A 16,565-nucleotide genomic window follows, 5' to 3' on the forward strand; every position below is an offset into this window, starting at 1 on the left:
CGTCATGCGGGCGTCCCGTCGAGGAGCGCAGCGACGGCGCGGCGGAATGCCGCGAGGCGCTCGGCGGCCTCGTCGGCGGTGATGCGCGGCTCGTACACGGCGGCCGGTTTCCAGTCGGGCAGCGCCTCGGCGACTGTCAGGCCGGGCTCCGCGCCGAGCCGGGCCAGCACGCCCACGCCGAGGGCGGTCGCATCGGGCAGCGCGGACACCTCGACGGGGAGTTGCAGCAGGTCGGCCTGGGTCTGCATGAGGAGTGTGGAACGGGTGAGTCCGCCGTCCACGCGCAGCGCCGCCGGCGGACTGCCCAGGTCCGTCGCGGCCGTGTCGGCGAGGTCGACGACCTGAGCCGCGAGGCCCTCGCACAGGGCGCGCACCACATGCCCGGGGGTGGTGTCGAGGCCGAGGCCGGTGAGCGATCCGCGCAGGTCGCCGCGCCACCAGGGGGCGGCGAGCCCGGCCAGTGCGGGGACGAAGGTGACGCCCCCGCTGTCGGGCACCGAGGCGCCGACGGGGTCGAGGTCGGCGGCGCCCTTGATGACGCCGAGGTCGGTGAGCCAGCGCACGGCGGACGCGGCCGTGTACACCTGGCCGTCCAGGCAGTAGGCGGTGCGTCCGCCGAGCCGCCAGGCGACACAGCTGACCAGGCCGGAGTTGCCGCGCCGGGGGGTGTCACCGGTGTGCGCGAGCAGGAACGCGCCGGTCCCGTAGGTGCACTTGGCGCCGCCGGGTTCGGTGATGTGCTGGGCGAGCAGGGCGGCCTGCTGGTCGACGATCAGGCCGGTGAGCGGGGTCCGGGGGCCGAAGGCGGTGGTGGTGCCGACGGGGCCGGCGGTGTCGACGACGTCGGGGAGCCGTTCGCCGGACAGCCCGTAGAGGTCCAGTGCCCGGGGCGACCACTGGACGCGGTCGAGGTCGAGCAGCTGGGTGCGGCCGGCGGTGGCGGCGTCCGTGACACAGGCGCCGGTGAGCCGGTGGACGAGCCAGGCGTCGCTGGTGGTGACGACTCCCTCGCGGGTGCGGTTGCGTCGTATCCACGCCATCTTGGGCGCGGCGAAGTACGGGTCGACCGGCAGGCCCGTCAGCTGCCTCAACTCGTCCTCGTGCGGGGCGAGTTCGGCGCACACGGGCTCGGCGCGGCGGTCCTGCCAGACGAGCGCGTCGGTCAGCGGGCGGCCGGTGCCGGGGTCCCAGGCGAGCACGGTCTCGCCCTGGTTGGCCAGGCCCAGCGCCACGACCGGCTCGCGCGCCTCGGCCAGCGCGCGGCGGCCGGCGTCGACCACCGAGTCGTACAGCTGGGCCGGATCGACCTCGACCAGGCCGCCGGGCAGAAAACGGGGCCGTACGGCGGCGAATCCGGTACCGATGACGCCGCGTTCGGGGCAGACCACCAGCGCCTTGGTGCCGGACGTGCCCTGGTCGACGGCGAGCACCGGACCTGTCATCGAGCCCCCTGTCGGCTTCTGGTCGATCACGGTTCGACAGCCTGCCGTCGCCCGCCACACCCCGTCAAGCGACGCTGACTCACCGTCAATCACGCTTTGACACGAGCCAGTTCCCAGGGATCGGGGAAAGCGGAGGTGAATGCGGAACCTCCGCCTCTATAGTGACCGCCGACCACGCGATCTCCTCAACCGCCGCTCGGGGGAGCCCTGTTGTTACTCCACCCTGCCGTCCGGACCCGCCCGCCCACCGGGGCGGGGGGATGATGGCCAGAGACGGAGCACGACCCGCCTACGATCCCGCCGGACCCGACAGTGCGCTGCGCACCGCGCTTCAGGAGGTGCGCACCGGACGCTGGATGTCGATGCGCACGCTGCTCGCGGCGACCGCGACCTGGGGGCAGTGGACCCAGCGCACACAGATCCTGGCCGCCGCGGCCGCCGGCACCGACGTGGTGCGGGCCTGGCTCGCCGAGGAACCGGACAGCGTCCCGGCCGCGGTGATGCAGGCCCGGGTGGGGGTGGAGCGGGCGCTACGGGCGGCCCGGGACGACCATCGCCGTACGCAGGAGCTGTGGCACGAGGCCTGGCTGGCGAGCGACACGGCGTCCCGCGCGGCCCCGCACGACCCGGTCCCATGGGTGTGCCTGCTGGCGCTGGCCCGGCTGGACCGCGAGCAGCGCTGGGACGAGCACCGGGTGGCGCCGCCGGAGCCGATGCTGCCGCCGGGCCCGTGGGGGCTGCTGGCCCAGGCCCACAAACGCGATCCGTACAACCGCGAGGCCCACCATCGCATGGTGCAGTTCCTGTACGCGCGCTCGGCGTCGGGGCGGCTGGCGGAGGCGGTCGGCTTCGCCCACTGGGCCGCCGACGGGGCACCGCCGGGCTCCGCGCTGCATGTGCTGCCGCTGTACGTGCGGGTCGAGCGCTACCGGCGGGCCGGCGGGCGGGACGCCGCGCTCGATCTGCACTGGGTCGCCGAGGACGCCACCCGCGAGGCACGCCGGGCCTTCCAGGGCTGGTTCGAGCTCACCACCGCCGCCGAACGCTCCCCGCTGGACCTCAACCACCTCGCCCACGCCCTGTGGGGCGCCCTCCAGTTCCCGGAGGCGGCCCGGGTGTTCGACGCCATCGGCCCGTACTACGCGCCCCTGCCCTGGGCCTGCCGCACCTCCGATCCGGCCGATCACGCCCAGGCCGTGGACGTCTTCCTGCAGGCCCGCGCCCGCAGCCGCTCCGCCGCCCAACGCCCCTGACGCCCCCTTCCCCCCTCCTGGAGGTTCCGCATGCCCCCCACCCCCGACGGCGTCCAGCAGCAGGACGAGGAACAGCGCCTGCGCGAACTGGGCTACAAACCCGTGCTCGCCCGCCGCATGGGCGGCTTCGGCAACTTCGCGATCAGCTTCTCGGTGATCTCCATCCTGTCCGGCTGCATGACCCTGTACGGCTTCGGCATGGGCGCGGGCGGTCCCGCGGTGATGCTGTGGGGCTGGGCGGGTGTCGGCCTGTTCGTGCTGTGCGTGGGGCTCGCGCTGGCGGAGGTCACCAGCGCGTATCCCACGTCCGGCGCCCTGTACTACATGGCCGACCGGCTCGGCGGGCGCCGCTGGGGCTGGTACACGGGCTGGCTGAACCTGCTCGGCCTGCTCGGCGCGATCGCCGGCATCGACTACGGGGCCGCGCTGTTCACCGGCGCGTTCATGAACCTCCAGTGGGGCTTCGAGCCGACGCCGGAGAAGACGATGCTCATCTTCGTCGTGATCCTGCTGCTGCACGCCACGCTGAACCTGTTCGGCGTACGCCTGGTGAGCGTGCTCAACTCGATCAGCGTGTGGTGGCACCTCGCCGGTGTCGCCCTCATCGTCGGCGTACTGGCCGTCGTCCCCGACCACCACCAGTCGCCGTCCTTCGTCTTCACCGAGTTCGTCAACGAGACCGGCTGGGAGAACCCGGTCTACGTCGCCGCGATCGGCCTGCTGCTCGCCCAGTACACCTTCTCCGGCTACGACGCCTCCGCCCACCTGTCCGAGGAGACCGCCAACGCGTCGGTGTCGGCGGCCCGCGGCATCGTCCGCGCCATCTGGGTCTCCTGGATCGCGGGCTTCGTGCTGCTCGCGGGCCTGACCTTCGCCATCCAGGACTACGACGCCACGCGGGCCAGCGAGACCGGGGTGCCGCCCGCGCAGATCCTGCTCGACGGCCTCGGTACCGACGGCGCGAGCGCGCTGCTGCTCGTGGTCATCGTCGCCCAGCTGTTCTGCGGCAACGCCGAGGTCGCGGCGGCCAGCCGGATGGTGTTCGCGTTCAGCCGCGACCGGGCCCTGCCCGGCTCGGAGCTGTGGCGCAAGGTCAGCAGCCGCACCCAGACGCCGGTCGCCGCCGTGTGGCTGTCGGTGGCGGTCGCCTGCGTGCTCGCCCTGCCGTCCCTGTACTCGACGACGGCGTACGGCGCGGTCACCGCCATCAACGTCATCGGCATCACGCCCGCTTACGTCATCCCCGTGTTCCTGCGGCTGCGGGCCGGTGACCGCTTCCAGCGGGGGCCGTGGCACCTGGGCCGGTGGAGCCGGCCGATCGGCTGGATCGCGGTGGTGTGGGTGGCCTGTGTCACGGTGCTGTTCTGCCTGCCGCAGTCGTCGCCGGTGACGGTCGACACGATGAACTACGCCTCGGTCGCCCTCGCCGTCGTACTGGTCCTCGCCACGGTGTGGTGGTTCGTGGCCCGCCGTTCGTACGGAACGCCCACCACCACGGCGTACGGCGACGACCGTGAACAGGCCGAACTGGCCGAGGGGATCGTCTGAGCGGCTCTCTTGTGCTGCAGTGCGCGGTACGAACTGCGGTACCGGATGAGGCAGGATGAGCGGTCGCGCCAGACGTCGAGAGGGCTGTCCGGCGCGACCGCACATCACGGAAGCGAGCAGGTGACCACGTGACGAGACTTCACATCCGGCCGTCGGCGAGGAATGTCCCCGCGGATCTTCTCCCCGGAGGTGACCGGTGAACCGCGAACTCACCATGAACGACCTGGTCATCGCCGGAATCGCCGTGGCCGCGGGCCTGTTGGCGGCCTTCCTGCTGCGCATGCTGCTGCGCTGGCTGGGCAAGCACGCGGACCGCACCCGCTGGACCGGCGACGAGGTCATCGTGGACGCACTGCGGACCGTGGTGCCGTGGGCCGCGGTCGTGGGCGGCGCGGCGGCCGCGGGGGCGGCGCTGCCGCTCACCAGGACGGTGCAGCGCAACGTCAACCAGGGCCTGACCGTCCTGCTCATCCTCGTCGTGACGATCGCGGCGGCCCGGATGGTCGCCGGCCTGATCCGGACGGTCACCCAGTCCCGCTCCGGAGTCGCCGGGTCGGCGACGATCTTCGTCAACATCACCCGGGTCGTGGTCCTGGCCATCGGCTGCCTGGTGGTGCTGCAGACGCTGGGCATCTCCATAGCCCCGCTGCTCACCGCCCTGGGTGTGGGCGGTCTGGCGGTGGCACTCGCCCTCCAGGACACGCTTGCCAACCTCTTCGCGGGCATCCACATCCTGGCCTCGAAGACCGTCCAGCCCGGCGACTACATCCGGCTGAGCAGCGGCGAGGAGGGCTATGTCACCGACATCAACTGGCGGCAGACCACTATCCGCAACCTCTCCAACAACCTGGTCATCATCCCCAACGGGCAGCTGGCGGGGACGAACATGACCAACTACAACCGCCCCGAGCAGGACCTCACCATCCTGGTCCAGGCGGGCGTCGCCTACGACAGTGATCTGGAGCACGTCGAGCGCGTGACCCTCGAAGTGATCTCCGAGGTGATGACCGAGATCACCGGCGCCGTCCCGGACCATGAGCCGGCGGTGCGGTTCCACACCTTCGGCGACTCGCGCATCGGTTTCACGATCATCCTGGGCGTCGGCGAGTTCAGCGACCAGTTCCGGATCAAGCACGAGTTCATCAAGCGCCTGCACCGGCGCTACCGCGAGGAGGGCATCCGCATCCCGGCCCCGACGCGAACGGTGGCGATCCAGCAGAGCGGCACCCCGCTGCCCGACGCGGTCATCCCGGCCCCACGACCCAGCACCCACGATCACGAGATATCTTGATGTCGAGCAATGTTGCAGACGTGGAGCGGAGCACCCGGTGACTGACTCGACCATCATCTATACGCACACTGACGAGGCCCCGGCCCTGGCGACGTATTCCTTCCTGCCGGTGGTCCAGGCGTACGCCTCGCAGGCGGGTGTCTCTGTGGAGACCCGTGACATCTCGCTGGCCGGCCGCATCATCGCGGTGTTCCCGGAGTACCTCACCGAGGACCAGCGGATCCCGGACGCCCTCCACGAGCTGGGCGAACTCGCCAAGACGCCCGAGGCCAACATCATCAAGCTGCCGAACATCTCGGCGTCGATCCCGCAGCTGAAGGCCGCGATCGCCGAGCTGCAGGCCCAGGGCTACGCGCTGCCGGCCTACCCGGACGACCCGAAGACCGACGAGGAGCGGGAGATCCAGGCCCGCTACGACAAGGTCAAGGGCTCCGCGGTGAACCCGGTCCTGCGTGAGGGCAACTCCGACCGCCGCGCCCCCGCGTCGGTCAAGAACTACGCCAAGACCCACCCGCACCGCATGGGGGCCTGGACCCCGGAGTCCAAGACGAACGTCGCGACGATGGGCGTCGACGACTTCCGTTCCACCGAGAAGTCCGCGGTGATCTCCGAGGCCGGCTCGCTCCGTATCGAGCTGAAGGGCGACGACGGCTCCACCACCGTCCTGCGCGAGTCCGTCCCCGTTCTCGAGGGCGAGGTCGTCGACGCCTCCGTGATGCGGGTCGCCGCGCTGCGCGAGTTCCTCACGGAGCAGGTCGCCAAGGCCAAGGCGGAGGGCGTGCTGTTCTCCGTGCACCTGAAGGCCACGATGATGAAGGTCTCCGACCCGATCGTCTTCGGCCATGTCGTACGCGCCTTCTTCCCGAAGACGTTCGCCGAGTACGGCGACAAGCTCGCCGCCGCCGGCCTGACCCCGAACGACGGTCTGGGCGGCATCTACAAGGGCCTGGAGGCCCTGCCCGAGGGCGCCGAGATCAAGGCCTCCTTCGACGCCGAGCTCGCCGAGGGCCCGGCGCTGGCGATGGTCGACTCCGACAAGGGCATCACCAACCTGCACGTCCCGTCGGACGTCATCGTCGACGCCTCCATGCCGGCCATGATCCGCACCTCCGGCCACATGTGGGGCCCGGACGGCCAGGAGCACGACACCCTCGCGGTCCTGCCGGACTCCTCGTACTCCGGCGTCTACCAGGCCGTGATCGACGACTGCCGTGCCAACGGCGCCTACGACCCGTCGACCATGGGCTCCGTCCCGAACGTCGGCCTGATGGCGCAGAAGGCCGAGGAGTACGGCAGCCACGACAAGACCTTCGAGATCCCGACCACGGGCACCGTCCGCCTGGTCGACCAGGCCGGCAACGTCGTCCTGGAGCAGACCGTCTCCGCCGGCGACATCTTCCGCGCCTGCCAGACCAAGGACGCCCCGATCAAGGACTGGGTGAAGCTGGCCGTCACCCGCGCCCGCGCCACCGGCGACCCGGCCGTCTTCTGGCTCGACGAGACCCGCGCCCACGACGCCAACCTGATCGCCAAGGTCAACGCCTACCTGCCGGAGCACGACACCGAGGGCCTGGACATCCGCATCCTCGCCCCGGTCGAGGCCACCAAGCTGTCGGTGGAGCGCATCCGCCGCGGCGAGAACACGATCTCGGTGACCGGCAACGTCCTGCGCGACTACCTCACCGACCTCTTCCCGATCCTGGAGCTGGGCACCAGCGCCAAGATGCTGTCGGTCGTCCCGCTGATGGCGGGCGGCGGCCTGTTCGAGACGGGTGCCGGCGGCTCCGCGCCGAAGCACGTGCAGCAGCTGGTCAAGGAGAACTACCTGCGCTGGGACTCCCTGGGTGAGTTCTTCGCCCTGGTGCCGTCCTTGGAGCAGTACGCCGAGTTCACCGGCAACGCCCGCGCCAAGGTCCTCGCCGACACCCTCGACCGCGCCACGGCGACCTTCCTCAACGAGGACAAGTCCCCGACCCGTCGCGTCGGCGGCATCGACAACCGCGGCAGCCACTTCTACCTGTCCCTGTACTGGGCGCAGGAGCTGGCCGCGCAGACCGACGACGCGGACCTGGCCAAGGCCTTCGCCGCGCTCGCCGAGACGCTCGCCGCCAACGAGCAGAAGATCGTCGACGAGCTGATCGCGGTCCAGGGCAAGCCGGCCGACATCGGCGGCTACTACCAGCCCGACCCGGCCAAGGCCGCCGCAGTCATGCGCCCCTCGGCCACCTGGAACGAGGCGCTCGCGTCCCTGAGCTGACGCTGCCCTGGCTCTCAAGGCCCGCTTACGTCTCCGCCCCGACCGGTGCACCGTCCGGCCGGGGCGGAGGTGTGTGCACGCCTGTGGGTACGACGCACTGCCGGGCCACACCGACGGCTCGGCCCGCACGCGGGAACGCCTCGAGCCGGTGGGCCTGGGCGCCGAACGCCTCGCCCGCCGCCCGCACCGGCATCCCGGGTCGGCTGCGGCGCGCGGCTGCCCCTGACCCGCCGCGCTCGCGCGACGGCTCACCACTCCCGGGTGGCGATGAGCTCCTCGGCGTCCGCCTCGGTGAACCCGTACGCGGTGGCGATGAACCAGAAGTCCTCGGCTATCTCCTCGCGGGCCACGGTCTCGATCTCGCTGCCGGCTGCATCGAACTCGGCTTCCAGGTCGTTGAACTCGCCCGTGGCGGCGTGGGTCAGGACGTAGAGCGCGGGCAGGTCGGCGGGCCGCTCCGCCTCGATGCGCTCGCACAGCCGCAGCAGGATCGCCCTGCCCCGGTCCAGCACGTGATCGGGGTAGTAGTCGTCGCCGTACAGGCCCTTGAGAAACGGGTGTCCGGCCACCTGCTGGTTACTGATCGGCATGAGGCTCCCCCTGATCGATGCTCGCTCGTCGATGTGGCACCTTGATCCTGCCGTACGCCACTGACAACGCCTCCGGAGCTGCCCGATGTCCCCCGCCGCACTGTCCTACGAGCTGTTGCCCGGTGCCGACGACTCCCCCGTGATCCTGCATGTGCCGCACTCCGCCCGGGACATACCGGGCGACGTCCGCGCGGGCATCGTGCTGGATGACGAGGCGTTGGAGCGGGAGCTGGATCACATCACCGATGCGCACACCGCGCGGATCGCCGCCGAGGCGGCCGGGTTGTGCGTCGCCACGCCCTGGCGGTTCGTCAACCGGCTCTCGCGGCTGGTCGTCGACCCGGAGCGGTTTCCGGACGAGCGGGAGGAGATGCTCGCCGTGGGCATGGGCGCCGTGTACACGCGGACCACGCACCGGGGCGCGCTGCGGCCCGAGGGCTTCGACCCCGAGCCGTTGATCGAGCGCTACTTCCGCCCGTACGCCCGTGCCATGACGGAGGCCGTGGCCGACCGGCTCGCCGCCACCGGCCGGGCCGTGATCATCGACGTGCACTCCTATCCCACCGTCCGGCTGCCGTACGAGCTGCACGGCGAGGGCCCGCGACCGCCGGTCTGCCTGGGCACCGACTCCTTCCACACGCCTCCCGAGCTGCTCACGGCCGCCCGGAAGGCGTTCGCGCAGTGCGGGGAGACGGGACTCGACAGCCCCTTCGGCGGCACGTACGTACCCCTGGAGTACTACGGGTCCGAGCCCCGGGTGAGTGCGCTGATGGTGGAGATCCGCCGGGACACGTACATGACCGAGCCGGGCGGGCCGGCCGGTCCCGGACTGCACCGGCTCGCGACGGCACTGGCGGAACTGGTCGGCGCGGTACCCCACTGATCCCCGGCCCGCCCGCGCCGGGCGGTCTCAGGCCCGCAGCCACTCCGTGACGACCACCTCCCCGCCGGTCCGCAGCCGCAGCGCGAAAGGACCGGCGGTCGGTACGTCGCCGGCGAAACGGCCCATGGCGTCGGCCGTGAGGGTGGCGGGCGCGGTCGGCTGGAGGCCGCCGAGCACCTCGATGCGGGCCGGCTGCGGAGGCAGCACCTGCCCCATCACGCCCCGCTCCGTCACCTCGACGTCGACGGTCAGCTCACCGGCGCGGAAGGTCAGCATCCGCGGTGCGTCCGTCACTCCCCTGACCGGAATGGCGTCGACCAGTGAGTCGAAGGTGAGCTCGGCGAGCCGGGCGTCCAGATCGCGCAGCATGAACGCCTCGACGGCCAGGCGCCGCAGCTCGGCCGGCACCGGATCCAGGATGGCGGCGGCACCGCGCAGTTCCCCCTCCAGCAGACCGTCGTCGAACTCCGCATCGTTCAGGACGGCTTCGTCGTAGCCGTCGTCGCTGTTGTCGTGGTGGGCGTTCACAGCACTCCCCGTGCGTCGAGTCGGGCCCGCAGGCGGCGCAGACAGCGCTGGCGCAGCGGCCCGATGCTGCCGACGGCGATGCCCAGGGCGGCGGACACCTCCTGGTAGCTGGGCGGCGGCGAGGCCATCAGGACCCGCAGCAACTGCCTGCAGCGCTCGCCGAGTTCCTCGAACTCCTGCCACAGCCGTCGGACGCGCTCGCTCTGTGCGGCGGCCTCCTCGGAGTCGAGCACGGACTGTTCCGGCGTACGGTCCTCGCTGACCCGGTCCAGGAGTTGCGGGTCATCGGTCGGCGTCAGCCGCCGTGAACTCCTGATGACCTTCAGGCTTTCGTGCCGTGCGGTGCTCGCCAGCCAGGCGCCCGCCTTGTGCGGTTCACGGATGCGCCCGAGGTGCTGGGCGAAGCGGAACCAGACGGTCTGGTAGACCTCGTGCGCGTCGGCGTCGGAGAGCCGGTGTGCGCGCACGACGGACCACACCAGTGGGCTCAGCCCTTCCACCAGCGCTTTCCAGGCCGCCGCGTCGCCGTCGACGGCGGACTGGACGAGCGCGCCGACATCTGCACGGTCCACGGCCCCACCCCTCGTGTACGGCAAGTCATCGTACGCGGTGGCGGGGACGGTTACGGCCCTCATGCCCCAGGAGGGAGGGTCACGACCGGCACCGGGCGCCACGTGGGCGGACGCAGGGCCGGCACACGGTCGCCGCGCACCGACGCGAACTCCGTGATCGTCTCGAGCAGTTGCTGCCCGGCGGCGCGCGGGTCGCGCTCCTTGTGCGCGACCATGTGGGACGCGATCATCCCGGCGACCACCGGGGTGGCGAAGGAGGTGCCGCTCCATTGCGCGAACCCCTCGAACATCACCTGGTCCGGCTTGCTCGCGGTGGTTCCCTGTTCCTCGCTCAACACGCCGGTGTGCCGGGGGTTCTGGCAGGTGCAGGCGTAGCTGAAGCCGTAGCGGCAGGCCTCGTACGTGGAGTGCTGGTAGACGTACGGGACGGGCGCGTCGAAGCCGGTGAGGGAGCTCGTGAGGCGCTCGCCGGGCGCGTAGACCTTCACCCAGGCGCCGTGGTTGCTGAAGCAGGCGCCGAACTCGCCGTCGCTGCGCAGCGCTCCGACCGACAGCACGCTGTTCTCGTAGCCGGGCAGGTCGGAGTAGGCGGCGGGCCAGAAGGGGGTGGCGCTGCCGTTGTTGCCGGCCGCGGCGACCAGCAGGGTGCGCTGGGTGCGCAGTTCCTCCATGAAGGCCTGCACGCCGAGCAGGCCGTCGGTGCGGCCGTTGGGGGTGCCGGCGGACAGGCTGAGGATGTCGGGCCAGCCGCTCCTGTCGACGGCCTCGAACAGTTTGTCGCCGAACTCCGACTCCAGGATGGCGCCCGCGTCGTTGAGGGTGTTGCGGACGGTGAGGTCGGTGTTGGGTGCGACGGCGGCGACGAGTCCGGCGATGAACGTGCCGTGTCCGACGTACTGCTGGAGGATGCCGTTGTCGTCGGTCTCCTTGATCTGGGCGTCGCCCTGGGTGTGGGCCAGCAGCGGGTAGGAGCGGTAGTCCTTCATCAGGCCGGTGTCGATCACGAGGACGCCGACGGCCGTGTCCGGGTCGTGCATCGCCTCGGCCGCGGCGGGGTTGGGCTGCTCGGTGGGCGGGGCGGGTACGGGTTCGTCGCCGGGGCAGGCGTTGACCGGCGCGATGTGCACCACGTGGTTGCGGCTGACCAGCCTGTGCCCGGCACGCCCCTCCGCGGCGCTCAGCGCGCGCAGGGCACTCGCCACGGCACGGTCGCCACGCTGGTCGCCCTGTCCGGGGTCCCCGACCTGGATACGGGTGATCCCGGAACGGTTGGTCTCGGAGCTCGCCCGGCGCACGCTCTCGGCGACCAGGCCGGTGGTCTCGGTGAAGTGGGCCCGCACGGTGTCCTCGACGAGCCGGGCCTCCTCGCCGTCGCGGGCGATCACTACGCCCTTCTCGTAGAGGAACTCGGCGGAGTCGTCCGGGCCCATCGCCAAGGGGACATCGGGCATCGAGCGCTGGATCTGGTCGAACTGCTCGCGGAATCGCTGTGGTGCCATGGCGTGTTCCTCCCGGTGGGGCATTGGTCGACAAGTAGAGCCGCGGGACGGCTGATTGATACAGAGACAATCCTGTGTGGCACGGTTCCGGGGCCACTACCATCCGAGGGGTGACAGCGGGAAGCGACTCGGTTCTCGAACTGCTGCCGATGGTGTTCGCCGCTCCCAACGACGCGCTGGCAGGGGCGGAACGGGTGCTCGACACCGGTCCGCCGCCGTTGTACGCCTCCGTCGCCCACCAGGTGATCGGCATCTGGCAGCGGGACTTCGGCGACCTGCGGATCGCCCTGCACCATCTGCGCCGCGCCCGTGACCTCGCCGCGCGCGCGGAGTCGGCCGACCGGGAGGCGGACGTCCTCGGCACGCTCGGCGTGGCGCTGGTCCACGCGGGGCGCACCCGGCAGGGTCTGGCCGCCTTCGAACGGGGTGTCCTGCGCGGCACGGGGCACACCCGGGCGCGCGTGCTGTACCGGCGGGCGTACGTCTGGTGGGTGCTGGGCCGTCATCGGGAGGCGCTGGAGGACGTACGCCGGGCGATTCCGGTGCTGCGGCAGGCGGACGACGTGATCTGGACGGCGCGGGCGCTGACGCTGCGGGCGACTGTGCATCTGGCGCTGGGCGCGGTGGAGCGGGCGGACTCCGACTTCACCGCGGCCGAGGCGCTGTGGGACACCACAGGTCAGGAGCACGACAAGGCCGACGCGGTGGAGAGTCGCGGCCTTGCCGCGTTCCGCTCGGGCGACGTCCCGGCGGCGCTGCGGCTGCTGGACGAGGCCGCGGAGCGGTACGCCAAGCTCGGCACGCCGTCGTTCATGCTGAACATCCGGCGCTGCGAGGTACTGATGGCGGCCGGGCTCGCCCCCGAGGCGCTGGCCGAGGCGGACGCGGCGATCGCGGTCCTCGACGGCATAGGAGGGCAGTCGACCCGCAAGGCGGAGCTGCTGCTGGCAGCCGCCCGTGCGGCCCGGCTGGCGGGCGATCCGCACACGGCGATCGCACGGGCGGCGCTGGCGGTGCGGCTGTTCGCCGGGCAGCGGCGGACCTGGTGGGAGACGCATGCCCGGCTGGTGCTGATCGAGGCACGGGTGGCCGCGGGACGCAGTTCGGGGCGGCTGGTCGCGGACGCCGCCGCGGTGGCCGACCGGCTGGCCGCGTTCGGGGCGCCGGCCGCGCCGGAGGCGTCGCTGCTCGCGGGCCGGATCGCGCTGGGCCTGGGCTGGCGCACGGACGCGGAGCGGCATCTGGCGGTCGCCGCCCGCAGCAGGCACAGCGGGCCACCGCTGGCGCGGATGACGGGCTGGGCGGCGCAGGCGCTGCGGGCGCGGGCCGCCGGTTCCGGCCGAGGGGTTCTGGAGGCGTGCCGGCGCGGCCTGGACGTGCTGGACGACCATCGGATGACGCTCGGCGCGTCCGAGCTGCGGGCGCGCGCCACCGAGCAGGGCGCGGAGCTGGCCGCGCTCGCCCAGCAGGCCAGCCTGACGGGCGGCGGGCCGCGCCGGCTGCTGGTGTGGAGCGAGCGCTGGCGGGCCACCGTACTGTCCACGCCCCCGACCCGTCCGCCGGCCGACCCGGCGCTGCTCAGCTCCCTGACCGCCTACCGGGAGATCGCCGCCCGCGCCGAGGCCGCCCGCATGGAGGGCCGTCCCGTCCCGGCACTGGAGCGCGAGGAGCGCCGCCTGGAGCGGGAGATCCGCTCACGGACCCTGCACATGCGGGGCGACGCTCCCGGTGACGAGCTCCGCTTCGACATCGGGCGGCTCCTGGAGCGGCTCGGCGAGGCGCGGCTGGTGGAACTCGCCGTCCTGGACGGGCGGGTGCATGTGCTGCTGTGCGGTCAGGGGCGGGTGCGGCGGTTCGAGGCGGGGCTGCTGGCGGAGGCAGAGGCCGAGGCCGAGCACGTGCAGGCCGGGCTGCGACGCCTCGCCCATCCGGGGGCGGAGGGCCGGCTGCCAGTGGTGGAAGCGGCGGGCCACCGCCTTCAGGAGCTGCTGCTCGGTCCGGCCGCGGCGCATCTCGGGCCCGGCCCGGTCGTGGTGGTACCGCCGGGCCGGCTGCACCGGGTGCCGTGGGCGCTGCTGCCCTCGCTGCGGGACCGGGTGCTCAGCGTGTCGCCGTCGGCGAGCAGTTGGCTGCGGGCCCGGGAGACCGAGCCGCCGCCGGGCGGCCGGCACGTCCTGGTGCGCGGGCCGGGCCTGGCGACCGGCGGCGCGGAGGTGCCCGACGTGGCCGACCGGTACGGCCGGCCGACCGTCCTGGAACACGACGAGGCGCGGGTGCCGCGCGTCCTGGCGGAACTCGACGGCGCCGCGCTGGCCCACATCGCCGCGCACGGCACCTTCCGCGCGGACAGCCCGCTGTTCTCGGCGTTGCGGATGGCCGACGGTCCGCTGATCGTGCACGACTTCGAACGCCTGGACCGCAGCCCGTACCGGATCATCCTGTCCAGCTGCGACACCGCCCGGCTCGCCTCGGTCGGCGCGGACGAGCTGCTCGGCCTGGTCACCGCGCTGCTGCCGCTGGGCACGGCCGGGGTGGTGGCGAGCAGCGCACCCGTCAACGATGCCGCGGTCGTCCCGCTGATGCTCGCGCTGCACAAGGGCCTGAGCGCCGGTCTGTCGCTGGCCGAGGCGCTGCGCGACGCCCGGGCGGCGCTGCCGGGTGATGCGGTGCACCGGGCCACGGGGTGGGCGTTCACGGCGTTCGGGGCGGCGTGACGACGCTGCGGACCCGCTGACGCTCACACTCCACAAGGGCCCGGCCTGGCGCCGGCCGAGCACTACGCGACGCCCACGCGGCACTGCCGGCGACGTGGCGCACCAGGCCACCGGGTGGACGTTCACGGCGTTCGGGGCGGCGTGATGCCGGTTCACGCCGGCTGCGCGGCGGGCAGTTCGACGAACCAGGGCAGGGCTCCGCGGTCGCTGGCACCGAGGCGGGCGTAGGCGCTGTAGAGGTGGTTGCCGACGGTGCGGATCGAGAGGGTGAGCTGTTCGGCGATCTGCCGGTTGCTGAGGCCGGCCGCCGCGAGGGTGACGATCTGCCGTTGGCGGGCGGTGAGTTCGCCCAGGACGAGGCCGGACAGGGCGGGGGTGCGGGCGCCCTGGCAGCGGCGGGCGAGGGCGACGGCGCGGGTGCGCGAGGTGCGCGCGGCACGCGGGTCGCGGTGCGCCCGTACCGCCTGGGCGTGCGCCTCGGCGGCGAAGAGCAGGAAGCCACGCTCCTCCAGCCGTGCGGCCGCCCGGTCCAGGGCGGGCCCGTCACCACGGGCGAGCGCGTCGGCGTGGTCGGCGAAGACGCCGCGCAGGCGGCCGGTGGCGTGCTCGGGGGCACCGAGGCGTACGGCGTCGTACGCCTCCTCCTCGGCGAGCGTGGCCAGTGCCCCGTCGACGGCGCCATGTGCCGCCGCCAGCCAGGCCGCCGCCGCGGAACCCACCATCGCCTCCTGAGCTGTCGTCACCTCGCCCGACTGGGCGGCGGCGAGGGCGAGCTCGGTGCGGCAGGGCGCGTCGTCGGGCGCAGCGCGCAGGCCTTCGCGCGCCCATGCCCCGGCCTCCCGCAGCTCTCCGCGCAGCCGCGCGAAACGTGCTCGTACCGCGGCGTACCCGGCCGGCACCGGCGCGCCCTCCGCCGCGAGCCACTCCCCCACGGGTGTGGGCAGCGGGGTCACGTCGGCCTGCTCGATGCGCTGTGCCAGCGCCGCCCGCTCCGCGTCCAGCGCGGGGCCGCACCGGTCCGGGGTGCCCGCGAGCCGCCGGGCACGCAGCGTACCGGCCGTGGCCCGCAGCGCGGGTCCGTACAGGGGGTCGGCGAGGTGGACGGCGCCGTGGTCGTCGATGCGGATCAGGCCGTCGGCCTCGAGGCGTTCGAGGGGGCGGAGGTCGAGTTCGTCCAGGTGCAGCGGCAGGGGTTCGGCGAAGGCGAGGTGGTCGAGGGTCTCACGCTCGTCGGAGTCGGCGCGGTCCAGGGCCGGCGCGGTGCGGTCGCGCAGGGTCGCGGTGACCGGCACCGGGCCCCGCCAGGCCCGCTCGTCGGAGTCGGGGACCCGGGTGAGCAGCCCGCCGTCGCGCACCGCGCCCAGCAGCTCGCGCAGCAGCCGCAGGTCCCCCCGGCACAGGCGGTGCAGTCGGTTCGCGGTGAGCGGTTCCAGGGGGCCTCCGGCGCCCGCGGTCAGCAGCTGGGCCGTCTCCGTGGCGGGCAGCGGCTCCAGGGCGAGGCGGGGCAGCAGTTCGCCGGTCCACAGCCGGGACACGGCGCCGGGGACGCGGGCGCCGTCGGTGGCGACGACCAGCAGGCGGGTGCGGCCGTGGACGGCGAGCTGGTGGACCAGGGCCGCGGAGGCGTCGTCGAGCAGGTGCGCGTCGTCCACCAGCAACAGGCGTACGCCGGAGAGCAGGTGCACCGCCCGGTGCAGGCCGACCGCCTCGGGCAGCAGGTGGGCAAACGCGGCGAAGGGGATCTCCCGGGTCTCGGGGGTTCCGGCGGCCCTGGCGCAGTCGGTGCCGCGGACGGCCTCCGTGACGAGCCGGGTCTTTCCGCAGCCCGCCGGACCGGTCACGACGATGCCGTGCCGGCCGGCGGTCAGCGACCGGCGGACCAGTTCGAGTTCGTCCTCCCGACCGGCGAACGGCCAGGGCAGCTCCAGGGTCTTCGCGTCCTGTGCGTAAGTCATCACGCCTATAAGAGCAGCGCTACTCACACCTGA

The 16,565-nt window shown here is 72.8% G+C and carries 13 protein-coding genes; 7 read left to right on the forward strand and 6 right to left on the reverse strand.

The window, feature by feature from the left end; translation table 11 throughout:
* Positions 1-2: 2 nt before the first annotated feature.
* Positions 3-1,442 carry an FGGY family carbohydrate kinase gene (locus StrepF001_RS37245; RefSeq protein ID WP_129802590.1) on the reverse strand — a complete coding sequence of 480 codons (1,440 nt, stop codon included), beginning with the start codon at positions 1,440-1,442 and terminating at the stop codon, positions 3-5.
* 263 nt (positions 1,443-1,705) lie between these two features.
* Here StrepF001_RS37245 and StrepF001_RS37250 point away from each other — a divergent pair, with 263 nt between their 5' ends.
* From StrepF001_RS37250 to StrepF001_RS45920, 5 genes are all read left to right on the forward strand, one after another.
* A complete protein-coding gene (locus tag StrepF001_RS37250; protein ID WP_129802620.1) occupies positions 1,706-2,695 on the forward strand; it encodes a hypothetical protein in 990 nt (329 codons plus the stop codon).
* Positions 2,696-2,725: 30 nt separating this feature from the next.
* Positions 2,726-4,243: an amino acid permease gene (locus StrepF001_RS37255; RefSeq protein WP_129802591.1), complete on the forward strand. Its 1,518-nt coding sequence runs from the start codon at positions 2,726-2,728 to the stop codon at positions 4,241-4,243.
* A gap of 196 nt (positions 4,244-4,439) precedes the next feature.
* Positions 4,440-5,534 carry a mechanosensitive ion channel family protein gene (locus tag StrepF001_RS37260; protein WP_129802592.1) on the forward strand — a complete coding sequence of 365 codons (1,095 nt, stop codon included), beginning with the start codon at positions 4,440-4,442 and terminating at the stop codon, positions 5,532-5,534.
* Between the two features lie 37 nt (positions 5,535-5,571).
* Positions 5,572-7,791, forward strand: a complete 2,220-nt coding sequence (locus StrepF001_RS37265; RefSeq protein ID WP_129802593.1) for an NADP-dependent isocitrate dehydrogenase — start codon at positions 5,572-5,574, stop codon at positions 7,789-7,791.
* A gap of 73 nt (positions 7,792-7,864) precedes the next feature.
* Complete coding sequence (locus tag StrepF001_RS45920; RefSeq protein WP_165396488.1) at positions 7,865-8,017, forward strand: hypothetical protein; 153 nt, start codon at positions 7,865-7,867, stop codon at positions 8,015-8,017.
* A gap of 22 nt (positions 8,018-8,039) precedes the next feature.
* On the opposite strand, the gene StrepF001_RS37270 is transcribed toward StrepF001_RS45920, so the two are convergent.
* Positions 8,040-8,381, reverse strand: coding sequence for a DUF5713 family protein (locus StrepF001_RS37270; protein WP_129802594.1), 342 nt, complete (start codon positions 8,379-8,381; stop codon positions 8,040-8,042).
* Positions 8,382-8,466: 85 nt separating this feature from the next.
* Here StrepF001_RS37270 and StrepF001_RS37275 point away from each other — a divergent pair, with 85 nt between their 5' ends.
* Entirely contained in the window at positions 8,467-9,264 is a 798-nt protein-coding gene (locus StrepF001_RS37275) for an N-formylglutamate amidohydrolase (protein WP_129802595.1), read from the forward strand.
* Between the two features lie 27 nt (positions 9,265-9,291).
* Here StrepF001_RS37275 and StrepF001_RS37280 read toward each other — a convergent pair whose 3' ends face one another.
* Genes StrepF001_RS37280 through StrepF001_RS37290 form a run of 3 tightly spaced genes read right to left on the reverse strand, consistent with a single transcriptional unit; the run spans position 9,292 to position 11,863 of the window.
* Positions 9,292-9,744, reverse strand: a complete 453-nt coding sequence (locus StrepF001_RS37280; RefSeq protein WP_129802621.1) for a hypothetical protein — start codon at positions 9,742-9,744, stop codon at positions 9,292-9,294.
* 44 nt (positions 9,745-9,788) lie between these two features.
* Positions 9,789-10,427: a sigma-70 family RNA polymerase sigma factor gene (locus tag StrepF001_RS37285; RefSeq protein WP_129802596.1), complete on the reverse strand. Its 639-nt coding sequence runs from the start codon at positions 10,425-10,427 to the stop codon at positions 9,789-9,791.
* Entirely contained in the window at positions 10,424-11,863 is a 1,440-nt protein-coding gene (locus StrepF001_RS37290; protein ID WP_129802597.1) for a S8/S53 family peptidase, read from the reverse strand. Before StrepF001_RS37290 ends, StrepF001_RS37285 begins: the two co-directional genes overlap by 4 nt.
* Before the next feature lie 149 nt (positions 11,864-12,012).
* Between StrepF001_RS37290 and StrepF001_RS37295 the strand changes: the two genes are divergently transcribed.
* A complete protein-coding gene (locus StrepF001_RS37295; RefSeq protein WP_129802622.1) occupies positions 12,013-14,577 on the forward strand; it encodes a CHAT domain-containing tetratricopeptide repeat protein in 2,565 nt (854 codons plus the stop codon).
* A gap of 152 nt (positions 14,578-14,729) precedes the next feature.
* Here the strand turns inward: StrepF001_RS37295 and StrepF001_RS37300 are convergent, their stop codons facing one another.
* The gene (locus StrepF001_RS37300; RefSeq protein WP_129802598.1) at positions 14,730-16,532 is read right to left on the reverse strand and encodes a LuxR C-terminal-related transcriptional regulator; all 1,803 of its coding nucleotides are present in this window, start codon (positions 16,530-16,532) and stop codon (positions 14,730-14,732) included.
* Positions 16,533-16,565: the final 33 nt, after the last annotated feature.

The sequence above is a fragment of the Streptomyces sp. F001 genome, assembly GCF_004187715.1.
Lineage (GTDB): Bacteria > Actinomycetota > Actinomycetes > Streptomycetales > Streptomycetaceae > Streptomyces > Streptomyces flavusporus.

Bases quoted from the DNA above. Each gene is read 5' to 3' on its own strand.
- StrepF001_RS37275 (WP_129802595.1), top strand. From the start codon at position 8,467: ATGTCCCCCGCCGCACTGTCCTACGAGCTGTTGCCCGGTGCCGACGAC.
- StrepF001_RS37300 (WP_129802598.1), bottom strand. From the start codon at position 16,532: ATGACTTACGCACAGGACGCGAAGACCCTGGAGCTGCCCTGGCCGTTC.
- StrepF001_RS37285 (WP_129802596.1), bottom strand. From the start codon at position 10,427: ATGAGGGCCGTAACCGTCCCCGCCACCGCGTACGATGACTTGCCGTAC.
- StrepF001_RS37290 (WP_129802597.1), bottom strand. From the start codon at position 11,863: ATGGCACCACAGCGATTCCGCGAGCAGTTCGACCAGATCCAGCGCTCG.
- StrepF001_RS37255 (WP_129802591.1), top strand. From the start codon at position 2,726: ATGCCCCCCACCCCCGACGGCGTCCAGCAGCAGGACGAGGAACAGCGC.
- StrepF001_RS37250 (WP_129802620.1), top strand. From the start codon at position 1,706: ATGGCCAGAGACGGAGCACGACCCGCCTACGATCCCGCCGGACCCGAC.
- StrepF001_RS37245 (WP_129802590.1), bottom strand. From the start codon at position 1,442: ATGACAGGTCCGGTGCTCGCCGTCGACCAGGGCACGTCCGGCACCAAG.
- StrepF001_RS37270 (WP_129802594.1), bottom strand. From the start codon at position 8,381: ATGCCGATCAGTAACCAGCAGGTGGCCGGACACCCGTTTCTCAAGGGC.
- StrepF001_RS37295 (WP_129802622.1), top strand. From the start codon at position 12,013: ATGGTGTTCGCCGCTCCCAACGACGCGCTGGCAGGGGCGGAACGGGTG.